This is a genomic window from Streptomyces sp. SID3212, from assembly GCF_009865405.1.
Lineage (GTDB): Bacteria > Actinomycetota > Actinomycetes > Streptomycetales > Streptomycetaceae > Streptomyces.
In genome coordinates, this window is the sequence record NZ_WWJY01000005.1 from 1 (window position 1) to 15,483 (window position 15,483).

Here is a 15,483-nt window from a genome sequence, read left to right on the forward strand (position 1 = left end):
GGCCTCGACGTCGGCGGCCCGACGGACGCGGCCCGCAGCCGCCGTCGCGCGCAGTTCCTGCGGGAGCTGAACGAGGCGAAGGCGCTCCAGGAGCGGGTGAAGCCGCGCCGGGCCCGCGCCGCCCGGATGCGCCAGCAGATGCGGATGCGCACCTTCCGCTGGTAGGCGCCGCGTTCGGCGGGGCGGCCGCACCGAGCCACGCCCGGCCGCCACGCCCCCTGTGGGCACACATCTCGGGGGCTCCGGCGCCCTCCTGGGACACTTCCGCCCCGTCCGAGGGGTATCCCGCGCCCCACCACGGGGACGGGCCTAATAAAATGGCCTTACGACGCAACGGTGGAAGACCTCTCGCGACGCGTTCGTTTCTGCAACGATTCCGAGTGGGCGGGGCAGAGCAGCGCACCGCCGGATCGTCACCTCTGACCAGTGGGAGAGTCACGGTGTACTTCGCCGCACTGCTCGCGCGCACCGAAGACGGGTGGCAAGCGAGCGACACAGAGCTCGACGACGTGGAGACCCTGTCGGATCTGACCGACCTGGCCCGCGAAGTCTCGGTGGACGAGGACACGGTCCTCGTCTTCATCGAGCAGGAAGACGCCTGGTTCGGCATCGTCCGTGTGGAGGGCGAGGAGGACCCTCGTATCTATGTCTCGGACGCGGCCGCGGCCGCACGCTCCTCGTACGGGGAGATTCTCATCGATGAACTGATCGGCCGGGACGACGACGACCCCGCCGACGACCTGGACACGCTGGACCTCGACGGTACGGAGGACGGCGAACCGGACGAGAACGACGAGGAGGACGAAGAGAGTCCGGTGGCGAGCGGGGAGATCGTGCCCGCGGGACCCGCCGGCGACCAGGAGATCCTCGTCGATCTCGGGCTGTCGGAAGGGGAGCTGCTGGCCCTGGAGACCGACGCCATGGCCGAGATCGCGGAGGCTCTGGGAGCCGCCGAGGTCCTGGAGACCGTCCGCTAGTGCCCCGGCACGACCCTGTGCCGGCTCACGACCCTGTGCCGGATCCGGTGCGCGATCCGTGGCGTACGTCCATGCGCCGCGCCCTGGACGAAGCCGCGCTGGCGGCCGAGTACGGCGACGTACCGGTCGGTGCCGTCGTGCTGTCACCGACCGGGGCGGTGCTGGCGGCCGGCCACAACGAACGCGAGGCGACGGGTGACCCGACGGCCCATGCGGAGATCGTGGCGATCCGCAGGGCGGCCGGGGCACTCGGCGCGTGGCGCCTGACGGGCTGCACGCTGGTCGTGACCCTGGAACCGTGCACGATGTGCGCGGGCGCGATCGTGCAGTCCCGCCTGGACCGCGTGGTGTTCGGCGCGCTCGACGAGAAGGCCGGGGCGGCCGGTTCGCTCTGGGACGTCGTACGGGACCGCCGCCTCAACCACCGCCCCGAAGTGATCCACGGCGTCCTCGCCGACGCCTGTTCCGCCCTGCTGACCACGTTCTTCCGCGACCGCTGACGCCCCTTCACGGATACCGATTTCGGCGCACGGCCCACTGTGGGCTAAGCTTTCTCCCGGTAGCGTGTCCGAGCGGCCGAAGGAGCTCGCCTCGAAAGCGAGTGTGGGGAAACTCACCGAGGGTTCAAATCCCTCCGCTACCGCAGGTAGACGAAGGGGCAGACTCATTGGGGTCTGCCCCTTCGCTGCGTCGCGCCTCAGTTTCCGCCTCACTTGGCCACCAGAACCGTGCTGCCCAGCAAGCAGATGACCCTTCCAGCTCAGTGACGAACACTCGTCCGAGCTAGGCCCGTTGGCTCCCCTCGCGGACTTGGCGAACCGACCCACGCTTCATCCACGACCCCGTAGGCTCCTGTTCAGATGTGGCTGCAACGCCATGTCTGCCTGACCCCGGATTTTCCCCTGCCCTTCACGGGCATCGATCCGGAGGTGGCTCATGAAGGACAAGCGCGGCGGGCAGAAGCCTCCCTCGGAACCCAGTCGGGAAACCGAACAGGCGTCCGAGGAAAAGAAAGGAAAGAGCCCGAACCACTGGGCTGCGGCCTCGTTCGTGATCAACCTCTGGCGCCTTGTGCGCGACTGGCTGATCAGGATGAATGACCCCAACCCTCTGGTTCAGGCCCCTCCTCTCCTGAGATGGCCGCATACGCGGCCGGACCTCTGCCCTAGGGCAGAAGCGGTACGCCCTGACCGGCGCACCGGGGGCCGTGGCGCCGGTATGCCGGTGCCACGGCCTCCGTATTTGGGGGGTGCTGCCGGGAGGTGCTGGCCATGGGGCGATGTATCAGTGGCGGTTCTGATCTCAGTTCATTCGGCGGCAGCCCGGAACGCTCTGAGGATCCGCCGCAACCTTGGTGTCCTGGCGGGGAGACACCGGGTTAGCACCCTCAGCGCAGCGGTCCGTCCCCGCATGCGCGGGGGGAACACGCTGGGGGAAGGCCAGCGGTCTTCCACCAATGGGTTCGCTCCGTCGTCGGAAACGCGCCACGGCCGGCCGCATTGACGAACTGCCAGCCCTCATCCTCCACCGGCCTCATCCACAACCCTTGGCGAAGATCGACCCATCCCCGCTCCACGCGAAACTGGGTATCGGCCGTCCCGGCCTGTCTCCGCAACGTGCGGTCAGGCTGGGATCGGCGCTGCCGCTGGCTCCAGGGTGCGGAGAAAGCGTGACCGGAGGGCGTGCAGGACCCGGTTCTCGCGCTGGGCCGCAAGCGAACGCCCGTGAAGCCGGTTGGCGAGGCCGGCAAACTGCACCAGCACATCCTCCGGCGGCCAGGCCACAGTGGCCTGGGAGAAAGCTCTCGCACTCAGCTCACGACCTGCGGTGCCCTGCGCAAGTTGCGACAACTCAGTGCTTCTGGAGCGGATCTCGTGGAGCAGCCACCAAGCGTCCCTCATCTGCTGCGGGTCCAGCACCAGCACTCCGCGGCTCACCTTCACGCTGGATCGGCTGACCGCGGCATGTACCTGTCCCGCCTTGGGAACCACGAGGATCGGGCCAGGGACTCCCGGTGGACCCGAGCTATCCGTAATGCCGACATATGGCAGGGGGGCACGCAGGACGTCAGCGGGTGCCACCCATCCTTCATCTCCCGAAGCGACGGCCGGGCGGGCGGCTGTACCCGTCCAGGCACCGCCGACGACATCTCCGAATGTCATTCTCGGCCAGTGCTGGCCGTCCGTGACAAAAACGCCGAAGTACGCGTCTCCAAGTGCCACCGCCGTACGGGCAATGCGGTCGTTGATCCTGGCTCGGCTCTCGATAGCACTGATCACGCGCAAAGCCCGATCCTGGTCTGCCAAAGACGGCAGAGCGACGGGCAGGTGCCGTAGCGATCTGAGCCCGAGCGTGCGTTGTACCGTCCCCGCAGCTTGCGTCTCGCACCAAGCGCGGGCAGTGGGCGTGGCAAGCCAGATTCGGAGCCACTGGGCGAGGCGGGGGTCAGCACAGCGGACCAGAGCCACCGTGCGGGCCACGTTCCAATCCTCGTGATCCGGCCCGGTCAGGGCGGCCTCACCAATCCGCCCTACAAGCACGATCAGTAGATCACCCGAGCGCAACCGAGTCCTCGGATGGGCTTCCGCGACTTCGTGCTTCACGCGGACCACCTCCGACGACTCAATACGACCGTCAGCGATGTCTCCGGCCCGGAGCATGGGAATGCCTTCGGGATCGAAACGGCCCGGGCGGTTGATGCCGTACCCGACCACCTCCACGCCCGGTAGCTCAGCGAGCGCCACCCACTGCGGAAATTCGCTCATCACGTCCCCAACACATCGCGAAGTTCATGCTCCAGGCGCGAGGCTTCCGCGAAGTGCTCATAAAGTTCTTCGGTCAACTCACGCACCCTTCGCTCATCCTCGCCAGGGGCGGTTTCTGCGGCTACCGGCGCGACATAGCGTGCAGGCTGGAGGTCAAAGTCCGCTGCCTCAACCTCCTCCAGGGCCACGGTCCGGCACCACCCAGGGACGTCGGCGGCGTCGTGTTTCGACCAGCTGTTGAACGTACTGGCGATCCGCTCCGCGTCCGCGCCGGTCAAGGTGCGTCTGCCCCGGCTCACCTGAACCCCCGTGTCCTGCGCGTTGATGAACAGAACACGGGTTGCCGCGTGGGCGCGCTTGGATTTGCTGAAGACCCACAGACAGGCGGGAACCCGTGTGTGCGAGAAGAGGCCGGACGGCAGCTGGATGACTGCGGCGACCACGTCGTCGTAGAGGAGCCCGGCGCGGATGCGCCGCTCGGCTCCGCCCCGGAAAGCCGCACCGTTCGGCAGCAGAATCGCGGCGCGGCCGTCGGCTTTGAGCGCGCCCAGCACATGCTGTACCCAGGCGAGGTCGGCCTTGCTCTTGGGCGGCGGTCCATAGCGCCAAAAAACGAACCCGGCGTCCGTAAGGGGCATTCGCATGCTGAACGGCGGGTTGGCAAGGACAACGCTGTACTTCTCGCCGGCGTCCGATCCGTGCAGAAGACTGTTGTCCGTGCCGATGTCCCGGGGCAGAGTGTCTTCCAAACCGTGGAGGATCAGGTTCATCGCCGCGATCGAGCGTGTGCGGGCATTGATGTCCTGACCGAACAGCCGGAGCACAGGCCCGGTGCGATCCGCAGGTCGCCCACCATGCGTCTCGACGTAGCGCGCGGCCTCGGTCAGAAGTCCGGCCGAACCGCAGGCCGGATCGTAGACTTCGTCACCGGGTGCCGGCGCCATGAGCCCCACCATCGTCCGTACGACATCGCGCGGTGTGTAGTAGTCCCCACCTACCCGGTCCTCCGAGAACCGCGCGAGGCACTGATCGTACAGATCCCCCTTCGCGCCCGCCCGGCCCGCGCGGTCCAGGAGAGCGATGAGGTCTCGCAGTGCCCGGTCCACCACCCGGCTGTCGGAGCGCATCTGCCCGAGGACAGCCTCGTTGTCCAAGTCGATGCGAAACTTCCCGTAGCTGCCGCTCCAGGCGCGCAGAGCCCGCTGGACAGGCTGATGGACGAGGTCGGGTTTCCCGGCCACCTGGCCGACAAGCTCTTCCCAGGTCGGTCGCCCCTGCGCCTCCCCCTCGGGTACATCCGAGACCTGGCGCAGGAAGACCATGGACAGAATGAGCTGCTGCATCGCATCAAAGGTCATCTCGTCAGGCAGCGCTTCCACAGCTCGCGTCAGCCAATCGACCTGGGACCTGGTCTCTTCCACTGCATCCACCTTGTCGGGTCAACGCCGGGCGGCGAGGACGATCACAACAGCGATCGCGGCGACCACCGCAAACGCGCTTCCCCCATGCTGCACAGAACCGAGCACATCTTTGTGCCGCGCGTACTCGACGATGCCTGCCGCCAACGCGACGTTCATTGTCAACGACGCCCCGAGCCACCACGGCCACGACTGACTCACCTTTACCCCACCCCTCACCGCCTGCTCCGGATAAGCTCACTCTAACAGCAGACGGTTCGGGGTTGTCACAGCAGACGGTTCGGGAAGCGCCCGACCGCGTCGACTGGACAAGAGTCCTACCACCGGTGGGATAATGCAGGCATGGCTATTGAGCACGCACCCCCAGACGAGACCACCGTCAAGAAATCGGTCACCATCCCCAGATCGCTCGCTCGCGAGGTCGAAGCCCGCACAGGCGCGCGCGGGTTTTCGCGCTTCGTCTCAGACGCCGTTGAACACGCCCTCGCCCTCACCAAGACCAGGGAAATCGTCGAGGCGTACGAAGACGAGCACGGCTCCTTCACGCCCGAAGAGATCGAGGAGGCCCGTCGCGCATGGCACGGCGAGTGACCCCGGCGTTTCCGCGCGCCCTCCTCATCCTTGACGCACAGCCACTGTCCCTGCTGGCCGAACGGGACCGCGGGATGACCCTGATGCTCAAGGTCGCCGAAGTCGAGGGATACGCGGCCGCGATCTCCACCGTCAGCATCGCCGAGGTCCGCCGTACCGGACAGGCGGCGACGCACCTGCGCTGGCTCCGCTCCCGGCTCACTGTCATTCCCGCGACCGAGATCATCGCCGATCGCGCCGCCGAACTGCTGGAGGACGCCGGCCTCGACGGTCACGAGAACGTCGTCGACGCGCTTGTGGTCGCCACGGCGGCGTGTTCGAGCGGACCGATGAAGGTCGCCTCCACCGACGGTTCCCACATCCCGAAGCTGTGCCATGCAGCGTCCATCGATCGCGGCAGTCCCGTGGAGTGGGTCCGCGTCTGATCCCTCCGGACATGGACCGGCTCAGCGCAGGGCGGTTCAGCGCAGGCGGGCGATGACCCTCGCGAAGTCCGCCATGTGTGTTTCCAGTACGGAGAAGTAGGTCAGGCCGTACGCGATCGACATGACCGGGAACCCGACGATGTCGGCCTCCTGCGCGGCCAGCCGGAGCATGCGGTCGCCGAAGCCCAGCAGGAGCGGCGGGCCCGGCCTGCGCAGCTCGGTGACTGTGTCGTGGCCGAGATCCTCGGCCTGCCGGCCCCTGGCCTGCCAGGTGGAGGGCGATCCGGGGTCAGCAGGCTGACACCGAAACGGAAGGGCGTTTGTTTTATTTCAGACGGATTTGCGGCCCTTCGTCGGGCCTCTTCCCACACCCCGGGCCGGACGCGGGGAAGAGAGGCTCGAACACCCTCCGAACATCGACGTTCATACGGTTAGACTCTCGCGACCGCACAGGGGGCGGCCCGTGGACGCGGCTGGGGAGGCAGTGGGGAATGGCGCAAACGAGAAAGATCGTGTTCTACGCGGTCACCGTCTTCGTGCTCTTCACGATCGTCAAATCCCCGGAACGGGCGGCGGATCTCGTCCAGGTAGGGTTCGAGGGCATTTCGAGCGCCGCGAAGAGCGTCGGTACGTTCATGACGGAGCTCGTCCAGTAGCGCCGCCGCACCCGCCGCACCCCTAGGAGTGCCCCTTGATCCGCCACCTGGTCCTCTTCAAGCTCAACGAGGGTGTCTCGCGTGACGAGCCCCGTGCGATCGCCGGGGCGAAGGCCTTCGAGGAGCTGGGCGGGCAGGTCGCCGAGCTGGCGTCCTGGGAGTGCGCCTGGAACATCAGCGACCGGCCCATCGCCTACGACTTCGCCATCAACTCGGCCGTGGCGGACCGCGACGCGCTCCAGCGGTACGCCGACCACCCGGCCCATCAGGCGGCCGTCGCACAGTGGCGCGAATTCGCCACCTGGGTGATCGCCGACTACGAGTTCTGAGCCTCCGCTCCCCCTGCCCCACACCTCTCCGGTGTGGGGCTTTTGGGTTTATTGCCCCAACTTGCCGTCAACACGGTGTTATCGGGTGCTTGCACACAGTGCACATGTCTTGTGATGCTATGACCGCTTTTGACGGATGAGTTGACCGTAGTCGACCGCAAAGGGGTGGCGTGACCGTGCCGGCCAGTACTACGCCTCAAGTGCCGCCCCAGAACGAGACCGGACCACGGGTCGGGAGCGAGCCCAGACCAGAACACGTGTCCGAGCCCCGATCAGAACCCCAGCCCGAGCCCCGCGTCGAACCCCCTCTCGAACCCAGGGCCGACACCGAGTCACGCCCCACCACCGCCCAGAGCCGCGGCGCCGACACCCGCGCCCTGACACAACTCCTCTTCGCCCAGCTCAAAGACCTCGAACCGGGCACCCGCGAACACAGCCGCGTGCGCGGGGCGCTCATCGAGGCCAACCTGCCCCTGGTGCGGTACGCCGCCGCGCGCTTCCGGAGCCGTAACGAACCGATGGAGGACGTCGTCCAGGTCGGCACGATCGGTCTGATCAACGCCATCGACCGGTTCGACCCCGAGCGCGGCGTACAGTTCCCGACCTTCGCGATGCCGACCGTGGTCGGCGAGATCAAACGGTACTTCCGCGACAACGTACGGACCGTGCACGTCCCGCGCCGGCTGCACGAGCTGTGGGTCCAGGTCACCGGCGCCACCGAGGACCTGACGACGGCTCACGGCCGCACCCCCACCACCGCCGAGATCGCGGAGCGGCTGAAGATCTCCGAGGATGAGGTCCTCGCCTGCATCGAGGCGGGCCGCTCGTACCACGCGACCTCCCTGGAGGCCGCCCAGGAGGGCGACGGGCTCCCCGGCCTGCTGGACCGGCTCGGTTACGAGGACCCCGCGCTGGCCGGGGTCGAACACCGCGACCTCGTACGCCATCTCCTCGTACAACTGCCCGAGCGGGAACAGCGGATCCTGATGCTGCGCTATTACAACAATCTGACGCAGTCGCAGATCAGTCAGGAATTGGGAGTCTCCCAGATGCATGTGTCAAGGCTTCTTGCCCGAAGCTTTGCCCGGCTGCGATCCGCAAATCGGATCGAGGCGTAGCTCGCGGGGGTACTTTCGCGCTCCCCCGCCTTTTGTCCCGCGCGCCTCCCGGAAAAGCCCCACACCCCCTCTTTCCTGCGCAGACGTCACCCTTACTTGTCGACATGTCACTACAGCGTGTTGCCGACATGTGACATTCTGCTGGAACCGCGTTTGCCGCAGCCCCACCGCCGGTATTCAGGTGGAGGCTGCGTTCCTCCGACGGGAGCGGCCGCCGCGACCGTCCGCGACCTCAAGGGGGTGGCATGTCCGTAGAACAGGGCAGCTCGAAGGTGCTCACGCTCACAAAGAGCGCTCCCGCGCCCGAGGCTCTCGACACCGTGCTCGACACCGTGGCCGAGGTCCAGCCGCGGGTGTCCCAGCCGGAAGCCATCGACACCCGCACTCTGTCCCGCTCCCTGTTCCTGCGGCTCGCCGTGCTCGACCAGGACAGCCCGGAGCGCACCTACGTACGCGACACCCTCATCGAGCTCAACCTGCCGCTGGTGCGGTACGCGGCGGCCCGGTTCCGCAGCCGTAACGAGCCGATGGAGGACATCGTCCAGGTCGGCACGATCGGCCTGATCAAGGCGATCGACCGGTTCGACTGCGAACGGGGCGTGGAATTCCCGACGTTCGCGATGCCGACGGTCGTGGGCGAGATCAAGCGGTTCTTCCGCGACACGTCGTGGTCGGTGCGCGTCCCGCGCCGGCTCCAGGAGCTGCGCCTCGCGCTGACGAAGGCCAGCGACGAGCTGGCGCAGAAGCTGGACCGCTCCCCGACCGTGCCCGAACTGGCCGTGGTGCTCGGGGTGTCGGAGGAGGACGTCGTCGACGGCCTCGCGGTCGGGAACGCGTACACCGCGTCCTCGCTGGACTCGCCCTCCCCGGAGGACGACGGAGGCGAGGGTTCGCTCGCGGACCGGCTCGGCTACGAGGACATGGCGCTGGAGGGGGTGGAGTACCGCGAGTCGCTCAAGCCGCTGCTCGCCAAACTCCCGCCCCGCGAGCGGCAGATCATCATGCTGCGGTTCTTCGCGAACATGACCCAGTCGCAGATCGGCGAAGAGGTGGGCATCTCGCAGATGCACGTCTCGCGCCTTCTGACCCGTACGCTCGCGCAGCTGCGGGAAGGGCTGATCTCGGACTGACGCCGGCGGACCCCGCCCTCAGGTCCGGATTTCCGGGCGGGGTTCCGCGGTGACGAAGCATCAGGGGACGGAACGTCACGGGCTTCGCCGCCGTCCTCGTGGGACGGCCCTGTGGGGTCAGGCGAAGGCCAGCCAGGCCACCACGGCCAGGACGACGACCACCGCGACGACGCCGACGATCAGTCCGACCTTCGGCCCGCTCTGCTGCTGAGGTGCCTGCCGGCGCTCCGGCTCACCGTCGTCGACAAACGCGCGGAACATCTGAGTACTGCCCGCGGGGTCGGGATTTCCCTCGGGTCCCTGCGGGGCATGGGGGTTGTGTGCCATGGGGCAGGACCCTAGCGAACGTACGCACCCCGCCCAACCCCGGGCCCACCGCCGATCGCCGTGAATCCGCTCCGGGATCGCCGTGGATCCGCTCGGAGATCGCCGTGAATCCGCTCCGGTGACGCCTCCCGCGGCCCCCGGCGCCCCCTCGCGCCCGTCGTTGACCGGTGATCCGTCAGCCTTTTGAGTTCCTTTACCCCTCCCTACCCCCTTTCATTTGCCTGTAGCAACCAACTGCTTCTACAGTTCTATGGTTGCCCCAAGCAACAAGATGGCGGGGAGGGCGGGGCCGATGGCCGCACGGAGCCGATACGCGGAGCTGGCCCGGCAACTCGGCGCCATCGGGGCCGTCAAACGCGGTCTCGCGCGGACGCTGCCCGCCGACTGCCCGGGTGGCTGCGCCGCCGTACTGACCACGCTGGACCGGTACGGCGAGATGCGGATGAGCCGCCTCGCCGAGCTGCTGGCCGTCGACATGTCGGTCACCAGCAGGCACGTGGCCCACGCCGCCCGGCGCGGCTGGCTCGCCAGGTCCCCCGACCCCGCGGACAGGCGCTCGCGGATCCTGCGGCTGACCCCGGCGGGTCACCTGCTGCTGGACGAGCTGACACGGCGGACGACCGAGACGTTCGCGTACGCCCTCGCCGACTGGACCGACGACGACGTCGGCCGGCTCGGCGCCCTGCTCGACCGGCTGCGCGAGAGCTTCTCCCCCGACCCGCCGCGCCCGAGCTGCTGACGCGAGAGCGACAAAGACGACCGACGACACAGGACAAGGAATTCCATGGCTACGACCACACCGACCGGTGTGCGGGGCGGCCACGCCAAGCGTGGCGGCGAGCCCGCCCCCGTGACCGGCGCTCCCATGACCCACCGCCAGATCATGGAGGCGCTCTCCGGGCTCCTCCTGGGTCTCTTCGTCGCGATCCTCTCCTCGACGATCGTCACCAACGCGCTCCCCGAGATCGTCTCCGACCTCGGCGGCGGCCAGAGCGCGTACAGCTGGGTGGTCACCGCCTCACTGCTGGCGATGACGGCCACCACCCCCCTGTGGGGCAAGCTCTCCGACCTCTTCAGCAAGAAGCTGCTGGTTCAGATAGCCCTCGTCATCTACGTGACGGGTTCGATGGTCGCCGGCCTCTCGCAGAGCGCCGGGATGCTGATCATCTGCCGCGTCTTCCAGGGCATCGGCGTCGGCGGTCTCTCCGCCCTCTCCCAGATCGTCATGGCCGCGATGATCGCCCCGCGCGAGCGCGGCCGTTACAGCGGCTACCTGGGCGCCACCTTCGCCGTCGCGACCGTCGGGGGCCCGCTGCTCGGCGGTGTCATCACCGACACCAGCTGGCTGGGCTGGCGCTGGTGCTTCTACGTGGGCGTGCCGTTCGCCGTCCTCGCCCTGGTCGTGCTCCAGAAGACGCTCAAGCTGCCGGTCGTCAAGCGCGAGGTGAAGGTCGACTGGTCGGGCGCGTTCTTCATCACGGCGGCCGTCTCGCTGCTGCTGATCTGGGTGACCTTCGCCGGCAGCAAGTACGAGTGGGCCTCCTGGCAGTCGTACGCCATGGTCGGCGGCTCGCTCGTGCTCGGCGCGCTCTTCGTCCTCGTCGAGTCCCGGGCGCGCGAGCCCATCATCCCGCTGCGTCTCTTCCGTAACCGCACCATCACGCTGGCCTCGATCGCGTCGCTCTTCGTCGGGATCGGGATGTTCGCGGGCACGGTGTTCTTCAGCCAGTACTTCCAGCTCGCCCGCGACAAGTCCCCGACGATGTCCGGCCTCATGACCATCCCGATGATCGGCGGCCTCGCCGTCTCCTCCACCGTCTCCGGGCAGGTCATCACCCGGACGGGGCGGTGGAAGGCGTGGCTCGTCAGCGGGGGCGCGCTGCTGACGGCGGGTCTCGGGCTGCTCGGCACGATCCGGGTGGACACCCCGTACTGGCACATCGCTGTCTACATGGCGCTGATGGGCCTCGGCGTCGGCATGATGATGCAGAACCTGGTCCTCTCGACGCAGAACCAGGTCACCGCCAAGGACCTGGGCGCCGCCAGCTCGACCGTCACCTTCTTCCGCTCCCTGGGTGGTGCGGTCGGCGTCTCGGCGCTGGGCGCGGTGCTCGGCAGCCGTATCACGCACTACGTGAAGGACGGGCTGGCCGACCTCGGGCCGCAGGGCGCGGCGCTGGGGCACGCGGGGACGGGGGGCGGGGCGATCCCTGACCTGTCCGCTCTGCCCGTACCGCTGCGGACCGTCATGGAGAGCGCGTACGGCCATGGCGTGGGTGACGTCTTCCTGTTCGCGGCGCCGGCGGCGCTGCTGGCCTTCCTGGCGACCCTGTTCATCAAGGAGGTCGCGCTGAGGACGAAGGCGGGCGGGGAGGGGGCGGCGCCGGGGCCCGGCGGGGTTTCGGGTACGGCTCCGGAGGTGGCTCCCGGTACGGATTGGCGTACGGCTCCGGAGATCGCTCCCGGTACGGATTCGCCCACGGCCCCGGACACCGCTCCGGAAGCGCCGGGCATCCCCGTACGCGGTGTCGTGCGCGGCGCCGAAGGCACCTCGGTGCCCGCCGCGGCCGTCACCCTGATCTCCCTGGGCGGCAGCCAGTTGGCCCGCTCGGTCGCCGAGCCCGACGGCTCGTACCTCCTGCGCGCGCCGGGCTCCGGCTCGTACGTCCTGATCGCCTCCGCCGACGGCTTCCAGCCGCAGGCCTCCACGGTGGTCGTCGGTGACGAGCCGGTCGGGTACGACATCCTCCTGTCCGGTACGAGCGGGCTCACCGGGACCGTGACCAGCGCGGACGGCGGGCTGCCCGTCGAGGGCGCGATGGTGATCGTGGCCGACGTGCGCGGAGACGTACTGACCACCGGGAAGTCCACCGAGCGCGGCGAGTTCGCCTTCACCGAGCTGGTGCCGGGCCCGGTGACCGTCGCGGTGAACGCGTCCGGCTTCCGGCCGCTGGCCCTGCCGGTGGAGATAGCCGGCCACGGGATCACCCGTGTCGAGGCGGTGCTCAGGTCCGGCGCCCTGGTGCAGGGGACGGTACGGGCGGGCACCGCCCGCCGGCCGCTGCCCGACGCGCGCGTGACGCTCGTCGACGCGGCGGGGAACGTCGTGGCCACCGCGACGACCGGGGACGACGGGGCGTACGCCTTCGCCGACCTGGACGCGGGCGAGTACACGGTCATCGCGACCGGATACGCGCCGGTGGCGGGCTCGTTGAGGGTGGCGGGGCGCGGGGTCGAGGGACACGACATCGAACTGGCCCACCCGGGCGCGTAGTTCGGCGGCCCGCGGAAAGAGCGACGGAAGAGGTGAGAGGCACAATGGGGCTTCGCGGACAGGTACGGACGCGGGACGGCTGGGCGCTCCCGCACGCGGTCGTGACCATGACCGACACGACCGGCGCGCAGGTGCTGAGGGCGGCGGCGGACGAGGACGGGTCGGTGCGGGCGGACGTCCCGCTCGCGCCCGGTCCGTACACCGTGATCGTGACGGCCCTCGGGTACGCCCCCGTCGCCTCCACCGCGCTCGTGACGGCGAGGGGCAGGGCGGAGGTCGGCACGGTGGTCCTGGCCCGGCAGAACGGCACGGAGCTGCCCGCGCCGGGCGTCTGGAGCCTCGACCCGGCGCACACGTCGGTGGGCGCGGTGGCCCAGCACCTCGGGATCTCCAGCGTGCGGGGGCGGTTCAAGGAGTTCGGCGGCCGGATCGAGATCGTGGAGTCGGGGGGCTCGTACGCCGGCTCCCGGGTCGACGCGGTCATCGCCGCGGCGAGCATCGACACCGGCAACACCCTGCGGGACAAGCACCTCAGGTCGCCGGACTTCCTGGACGTGGAGCGGTTCCCGGAGATCACGTACCGGAGTACGGCCCTGACCCCGGCGGGCCCCGACCGGTGGACCGTACACGGTGAACTGTCGTTGCACGGAGTCGTACGGGAGGTCGGTCTCGACCTGGGCTATCTGGGCGGGGGCCCCGATCCGTGGGGCGGGCAACGGGCGGCCTTCCGGGCGACGGCGGAGCTGCGGCGGGAGGACTTCGCCATGAACTACAACCAGGTCGTCCAGGCCGGCGTCGCGATGATCGGGACCACGCTGCGGGTGGAGTTGGACGTACAGGCGGTGCGGGGCGAGAGCGTGCCGGGCGCGGAGTCGTAGGCCCGGAGTCATAGGCTCGGCCCCATGGCACCGAACATCGCAACGAATACGACCGTGGACCTGGCCGGGCTGCTGGAGTTCGTACGGCCCAGGCACCGCGCGATCCTCCTCACCACCCGCGCGGACGGGCGCCCGCAGGGCTCGCCGCTCGCGTGCGGCGTCGACGACTCGGGCCGGATCGTGGTGTCCACGTACCCGGAACGGGCGAAGACGCGCAACGCGAAGCGGGACGAGCGGGTGAGCGTGCTCGTCCTGTCGGACGACTGGAGCGGCCCCTGGGTGCAGGTGGACGGCGCGGCCGAGGTGATCGACTCCCCGGAGTCGGTCGAGCCGCTGGTGGAGTACTACCGGAACATCGCGGGGGAGCACCCGGACTGGGACGAGTACCGCGCGGCGATGGTGAAGCAGGGCAAGTCGATCATCCGGGTGACGCCGGAGCGGTGGAGCCCGATCGCCACGGGGGGCTTCCCGGCGCGGTTGGTGTCGTAGCGGACGGGTGGTCACGGCCGGTACGGGGGGCGGGGTTTCGCGTCAGCCGCGCTCCCGCATCGCCTCGATGCCCGCGATCATGAGGTCCAGCGCGAAGGTGAAGTCCCGTTCGCGCATCTCCTCGACCGTCTCGCCGCCGCGCGCGCCCATCAGCTCCTCGGTGTTGCTGAACGCCCGCTTGAAATCCGGCTGTTCGTGGATGGTCCCCATGGCGTGCCGGTGGTACTCGTCCTGGGTCAGACCCGCCTCCGCGCACCGCTGGACGAAGTGGCCCTCGATCGTGCCGAATCCGTACACGAACTGGAAGACCGCGGAGACCGCGCCCATCCGGCCGTACGGAGCCAGGCCGGTCCTGCCCATGACGGCGAGGACCGCCGACGAGAAGGCCCGCGAACCCGGGCCGATGTTCAGGTACTTGCCGATGAGCGGCGAGACCCAGGGGTGGCGTACGAGCACGGTCCGGTAGCTGACGGCCAGTGCGCGCAGCTGGTCGCGCCAGTCGGCGGTCTCGTCCGTCAGGTCGGGGACGCGGACCTCGCCGAAGACGGCGTCCAGGGCGAGTTCGAGGAGGTCGTCCTTGGTGTCCACGTACCAGTAGAGGGACATGGCGGTGACGCCCAGCTCGCCCGCCAGCCGCCGCATGGAGAACTTCGCGGAGCCCTCGGCGTCAAGGAGCCGTACCGAGACCGCGGTGATGCGGTCGCGGTCGAGGGGCGGGGGCTGGTCGGTGCCGGACCTGGTCGCGGTGGTGGTGCCTTTCGCGTCCCCGGCCGCCGGCTCCGCGCGGTCGGTACGGTCCGCCCTGCGGGGCCTGGTCACCGGTTTCCCGTCCAGCCAGACGCTGGTCCTGGGCGGACGCTTCGGGCTGTCGGCTTCCGACGCCATGGCTGAGCCTCCTCGGTTCCGTCCGGCCGGGTGGCCGCGCGGCCCCCTGGCGGTGCCGACTGCCGGATACCGCCCACCGGCACCCGGAATGTCCGCCGAGGGCGATGCTATGCCGCCGTGGGCGAAGAGTCTGCCCTGCGTGCGCGGCCCGTCCTGTCCCCTCTGCCCGCCCGGCGCGGCTCCATCGCCGTGTCGAACGGTCCTCTGGCTAGATTGACCGG

At 69.1% G+C, this 15,483-nt stretch carries 18 protein-coding genes and 1 tRNA gene; 13 read left to right on the forward strand and 6 right to left on the reverse strand.

Annotation, left to right across the window (positions count from 1 at the left end):
* Nucleotides 1–440 precede the first annotated feature (440 nt).
* The 3 genes from GT042_RS00355 (at nt 441) to GT042_RS00365 (ending at nt 1,620) form a co-directional block, all read left to right on the forward strand.
* Nucleotides 441–977 carry a hypothetical protein gene (locus tag GT042_RS00355; RefSeq protein WP_161306680.1) on the forward strand — a complete coding sequence of 179 codons (537 nt, stop codon included), beginning with the start codon at nt 441–443 and terminating at the stop codon, nt 975–977.
* 71 nt (nt 978–1,048) lie between these two features.
* Entirely contained in the window at nt 1,049–1,477 is a 429-nt protein-coding gene (tadA, locus tag GT042_RS00360; protein ID WP_161306681.1) for a tRNA adenosine(34) deaminase TadA, read from the forward strand.
* 58 nt (nt 1,478–1,535) lie between these two features.
* Nucleotides 1,536–1,620 (forward strand) — tRNA-Ser (locus GT042_RS00365).
* A 979-nt stretch (nt 1,621–2,599) separates the two neighbouring features.
* Here the strand turns inward: GT042_RS00365 and GT042_RS00370 are convergent.
* Genes GT042_RS00370 through GT042_RS00380 form a run of 3 tightly spaced genes read right to left on the reverse strand, consistent with a single transcriptional unit; the run spans nt 2,600 to nt 5,319 of the window.
* Nucleotides 2,600–3,742, reverse strand: coding sequence for a hypothetical protein (locus GT042_RS00370; protein WP_161306682.1), 1,143 nt, complete (start codon nt 3,740–3,742; stop codon nt 2,600–2,602).
* Nucleotides 3,742–5,163, reverse strand: a complete 1,422-nt coding sequence (locus GT042_RS00375) for an N-6 DNA methylase (protein ID WP_161306683.1) — start codon at nt 5,161–5,163, stop codon at nt 3,742–3,744. The genes GT042_RS00370 and GT042_RS00375 overlap by 1 nt, the downstream gene beginning before the upstream one ends.
* Nucleotides 5,164–5,181: 18 nt before the next feature.
* Nucleotides 5,182–5,319 carry a hypothetical protein gene (locus GT042_RS00380; protein ID WP_161306684.1) on the reverse strand — a complete coding sequence of 46 codons (138 nt, stop codon included), beginning with the start codon at nt 5,317–5,319 and terminating at the stop codon, nt 5,182–5,184.
* A gap of 183 nt (nt 5,320–5,502) precedes the next feature.
* Here GT042_RS00380 and GT042_RS00385 point away from each other — a divergent pair, with 183 nt between their 5' ends.
* Both GT042_RS00385 and GT042_RS00390 read left to right on the forward strand, forming a co-directional pair.
* Nucleotides 5,503–5,751: a hypothetical protein gene (locus tag GT042_RS00385; RefSeq protein ID WP_161306685.1), complete on the forward strand. Its 249-nt coding sequence runs from the start codon at nt 5,503–5,505 to the stop codon at nt 5,749–5,751.
* Nucleotides 5,736–6,176, forward strand: a complete 441-nt coding sequence (locus tag GT042_RS00390) for a type II toxin-antitoxin system VapC family toxin (RefSeq protein WP_161306686.1) — start codon at nt 5,736–5,738, stop codon at nt 6,174–6,176. The genes GT042_RS00385 and GT042_RS00390 overlap by 16 nt, the downstream gene beginning before the upstream one ends.
* A 36-nt stretch (nt 6,177–6,212) precedes the next feature.
* Here GT042_RS00390 and GT042_RS39790 read toward each other — a convergent pair whose 3' ends face one another.
* A complete protein-coding gene (locus GT042_RS39790; protein WP_272925661.1) occupies nt 6,213–6,347 on the reverse strand; it encodes a hypothetical protein in 135 nt (44 codons plus the stop codon).
* Nucleotides 6,348–6,667: 320 nt separating this feature from the next.
* On the opposite strand from GT042_RS39790, the gene GT042_RS37925 reads away from it, so the two are divergent.
* From GT042_RS37925 to GT042_RS00410, 4 genes are all read left to right on the forward strand, one after another.
* Nucleotides 6,668–6,832, forward strand: coding sequence for a hypothetical protein (locus GT042_RS37925; RefSeq protein ID WP_202532172.1), 165 nt, complete (start codon nt 6,668–6,670; stop codon nt 6,830–6,832).
* Between the two features lie 35 nt (nt 6,833–6,867).
* Nucleotides 6,868–7,161 (forward strand): Dabb family protein, encoded by a 294-nt coding sequence (locus tag GT042_RS00400; RefSeq protein WP_161306687.1) that lies wholly within the window; start codon nt 6,868–6,870, stop codon nt 7,159–7,161.
* Between the two features lie 170 nt (nt 7,162–7,331).
* Nucleotides 7,332–8,279 carry a SigB/SigF/SigG family RNA polymerase sigma factor gene (locus tag GT042_RS00405; RefSeq protein WP_345943622.1) on the forward strand — a complete coding sequence of 316 codons (948 nt, stop codon included), beginning with the start codon at nt 7,332–7,334 and terminating at the stop codon, nt 8,277–8,279.
* Between the two features lie 245 nt (nt 8,280–8,524).
* Nucleotides 8,525–9,409: an RNA polymerase sigma factor SigF gene (locus GT042_RS00410; RefSeq protein ID WP_161306689.1), complete on the forward strand. Its 885-nt coding sequence runs from the start codon at nt 8,525–8,527 to the stop codon at nt 9,407–9,409.
* Between the two features lie 117 nt (nt 9,410–9,526).
* On the opposite strand, the gene GT042_RS00415 is transcribed toward GT042_RS00410, so the two are convergent.
* Complete coding sequence (locus tag GT042_RS00415; RefSeq protein ID WP_161306690.1) at nt 9,527–9,736, reverse strand: hypothetical protein; 210 nt, start codon at nt 9,734–9,736, stop codon at nt 9,527–9,529.
* A gap of 292 nt (nt 9,737–10,028) precedes the next feature.
* Here GT042_RS00415 and GT042_RS00420 point away from each other — a divergent pair, with 292 nt between their 5' ends.
* From GT042_RS00420 to GT042_RS00435, 4 genes are read left to right on the forward strand one after another with little or no spacing between them, the layout of a single operon-like run.
* A complete protein-coding gene (locus tag GT042_RS00420; RefSeq protein WP_161306691.1) occupies nt 10,029–10,475 on the forward strand; it encodes a MarR family transcriptional regulator in 447 nt (148 codons plus the stop codon).
* Between the two features lie 45 nt (nt 10,476–10,520).
* On the forward strand, nt 10,521–13,010 hold the full coding sequence (locus GT042_RS00425; RefSeq protein ID WP_161306692.1) for an MFS transporter: 2,490 nt from the start codon (nt 10,521–10,523) through the stop codon (nt 13,008–13,010).
* A gap of 44 nt (nt 13,011–13,054) precedes the next feature.
* Nucleotides 13,055–13,888: a YceI family protein gene (locus GT042_RS00430; RefSeq protein ID WP_161306693.1), complete on the forward strand. Its 834-nt coding sequence runs from the start codon at nt 13,055–13,057 to the stop codon at nt 13,886–13,888.
* A 24-nt stretch (nt 13,889–13,912) separates the two neighbouring features.
* Nucleotides 13,913–14,377, forward strand: a complete 465-nt coding sequence (locus tag GT042_RS00435) for a PPOX class F420-dependent oxidoreductase (RefSeq protein ID WP_161306694.1) — start codon at nt 13,913–13,915, stop codon at nt 14,375–14,377.
* A 42-nt stretch (nt 14,378–14,419) separates the two neighbouring features.
* On the opposite strand, the gene GT042_RS00440 is transcribed toward GT042_RS00435, so the two are convergent.
* Nucleotides 14,420–15,262, reverse strand: coding sequence for a TetR/AcrR family transcriptional regulator C-terminal domain-containing protein (locus GT042_RS00440; RefSeq protein WP_161306695.1), 843 nt, complete (start codon nt 15,260–15,262; stop codon nt 14,420–14,422).
* Between the last annotated feature and the right edge of the window lie 221 nt (nt 15,263–15,483).

Coding starts and splice junctions, on each gene's coding strand:
- GT042_RS00420 (WP_161306691.1), top strand. CDS start 10,029: ATGGCCGCACGGAGCCGATACGCGGAGCTGGCCCGGCAACTCGGCGCC.
- tadA (WP_161306681.1), top strand. CDS start 1,049: ATGCGCCGCGCCCTGGACGAAGCCGCGCTGGCGGCCGAGTACGGCGAC.
- GT042_RS00435 (WP_161306694.1), top strand. CDS start 13,913: ATGGCACCGAACATCGCAACGAATACGACCGTGGACCTGGCCGGGCTG.
- GT042_RS00440 (WP_161306695.1), bottom strand. CDS start 15,262: ATGGCGTCGGAAGCCGACAGCCCGAAGCGTCCGCCCAGGACCAGCGTC.
- GT042_RS00430 (WP_161306693.1), top strand. CDS start 13,055: ATGGGGCTTCGCGGACAGGTACGGACGCGGGACGGCTGGGCGCTCCCG.
- GT042_RS39790 (WP_272925661.1), bottom strand. CDS start 6,347: ATGCTCCGGCTGGCCGCGCAGGAGGCCGACATCGTCGGGTTCCCGGTC.
- GT042_RS00415 (WP_161306690.1), bottom strand. CDS start 9,736: ATGGCACACAACCCCCATGCCCCGCAGGGACCCGAGGGAAATCCCGAC.
- GT042_RS00385 (WP_161306685.1), top strand. CDS start 5,503: ATGGCTATTGAGCACGCACCCCCAGACGAGACCACCGTCAAGAAATCG.
- GT042_RS00425 (WP_161306692.1), top strand. CDS start 10,521: ATGGCTACGACCACACCGACCGGTGTGCGGGGCGGCCACGCCAAGCGT.
- GT042_RS00370 (WP_161306682.1), bottom strand. CDS start 3,742: ATGAGCGAATTTCCGCAGTGGGTGGCGCTCGCTGAGCTACCGGGCGTG.
- GT042_RS00410 (WP_161306689.1), top strand. CDS start 8,525: ATGTCCGTAGAACAGGGCAGCTCGAAGGTGCTCACGCTCACAAAGAGC.
- GT042_RS00390 (WP_161306686.1), top strand. CDS start 5,736: ATGGCACGGCGAGTGACCCCGGCGTTTCCGCGCGCCCTCCTCATCCTT.
- GT042_RS00380 (WP_161306684.1), bottom strand. CDS start 5,319: ATGAACGTCGCGTTGGCGGCAGGCATCGTCGAGTACGCGCGGCACAAA.
- GT042_RS37925 (WP_202532172.1), top strand. CDS start 6,668: ATGGCGCAAACGAGAAAGATCGTGTTCTACGCGGTCACCGTCTTCGTG.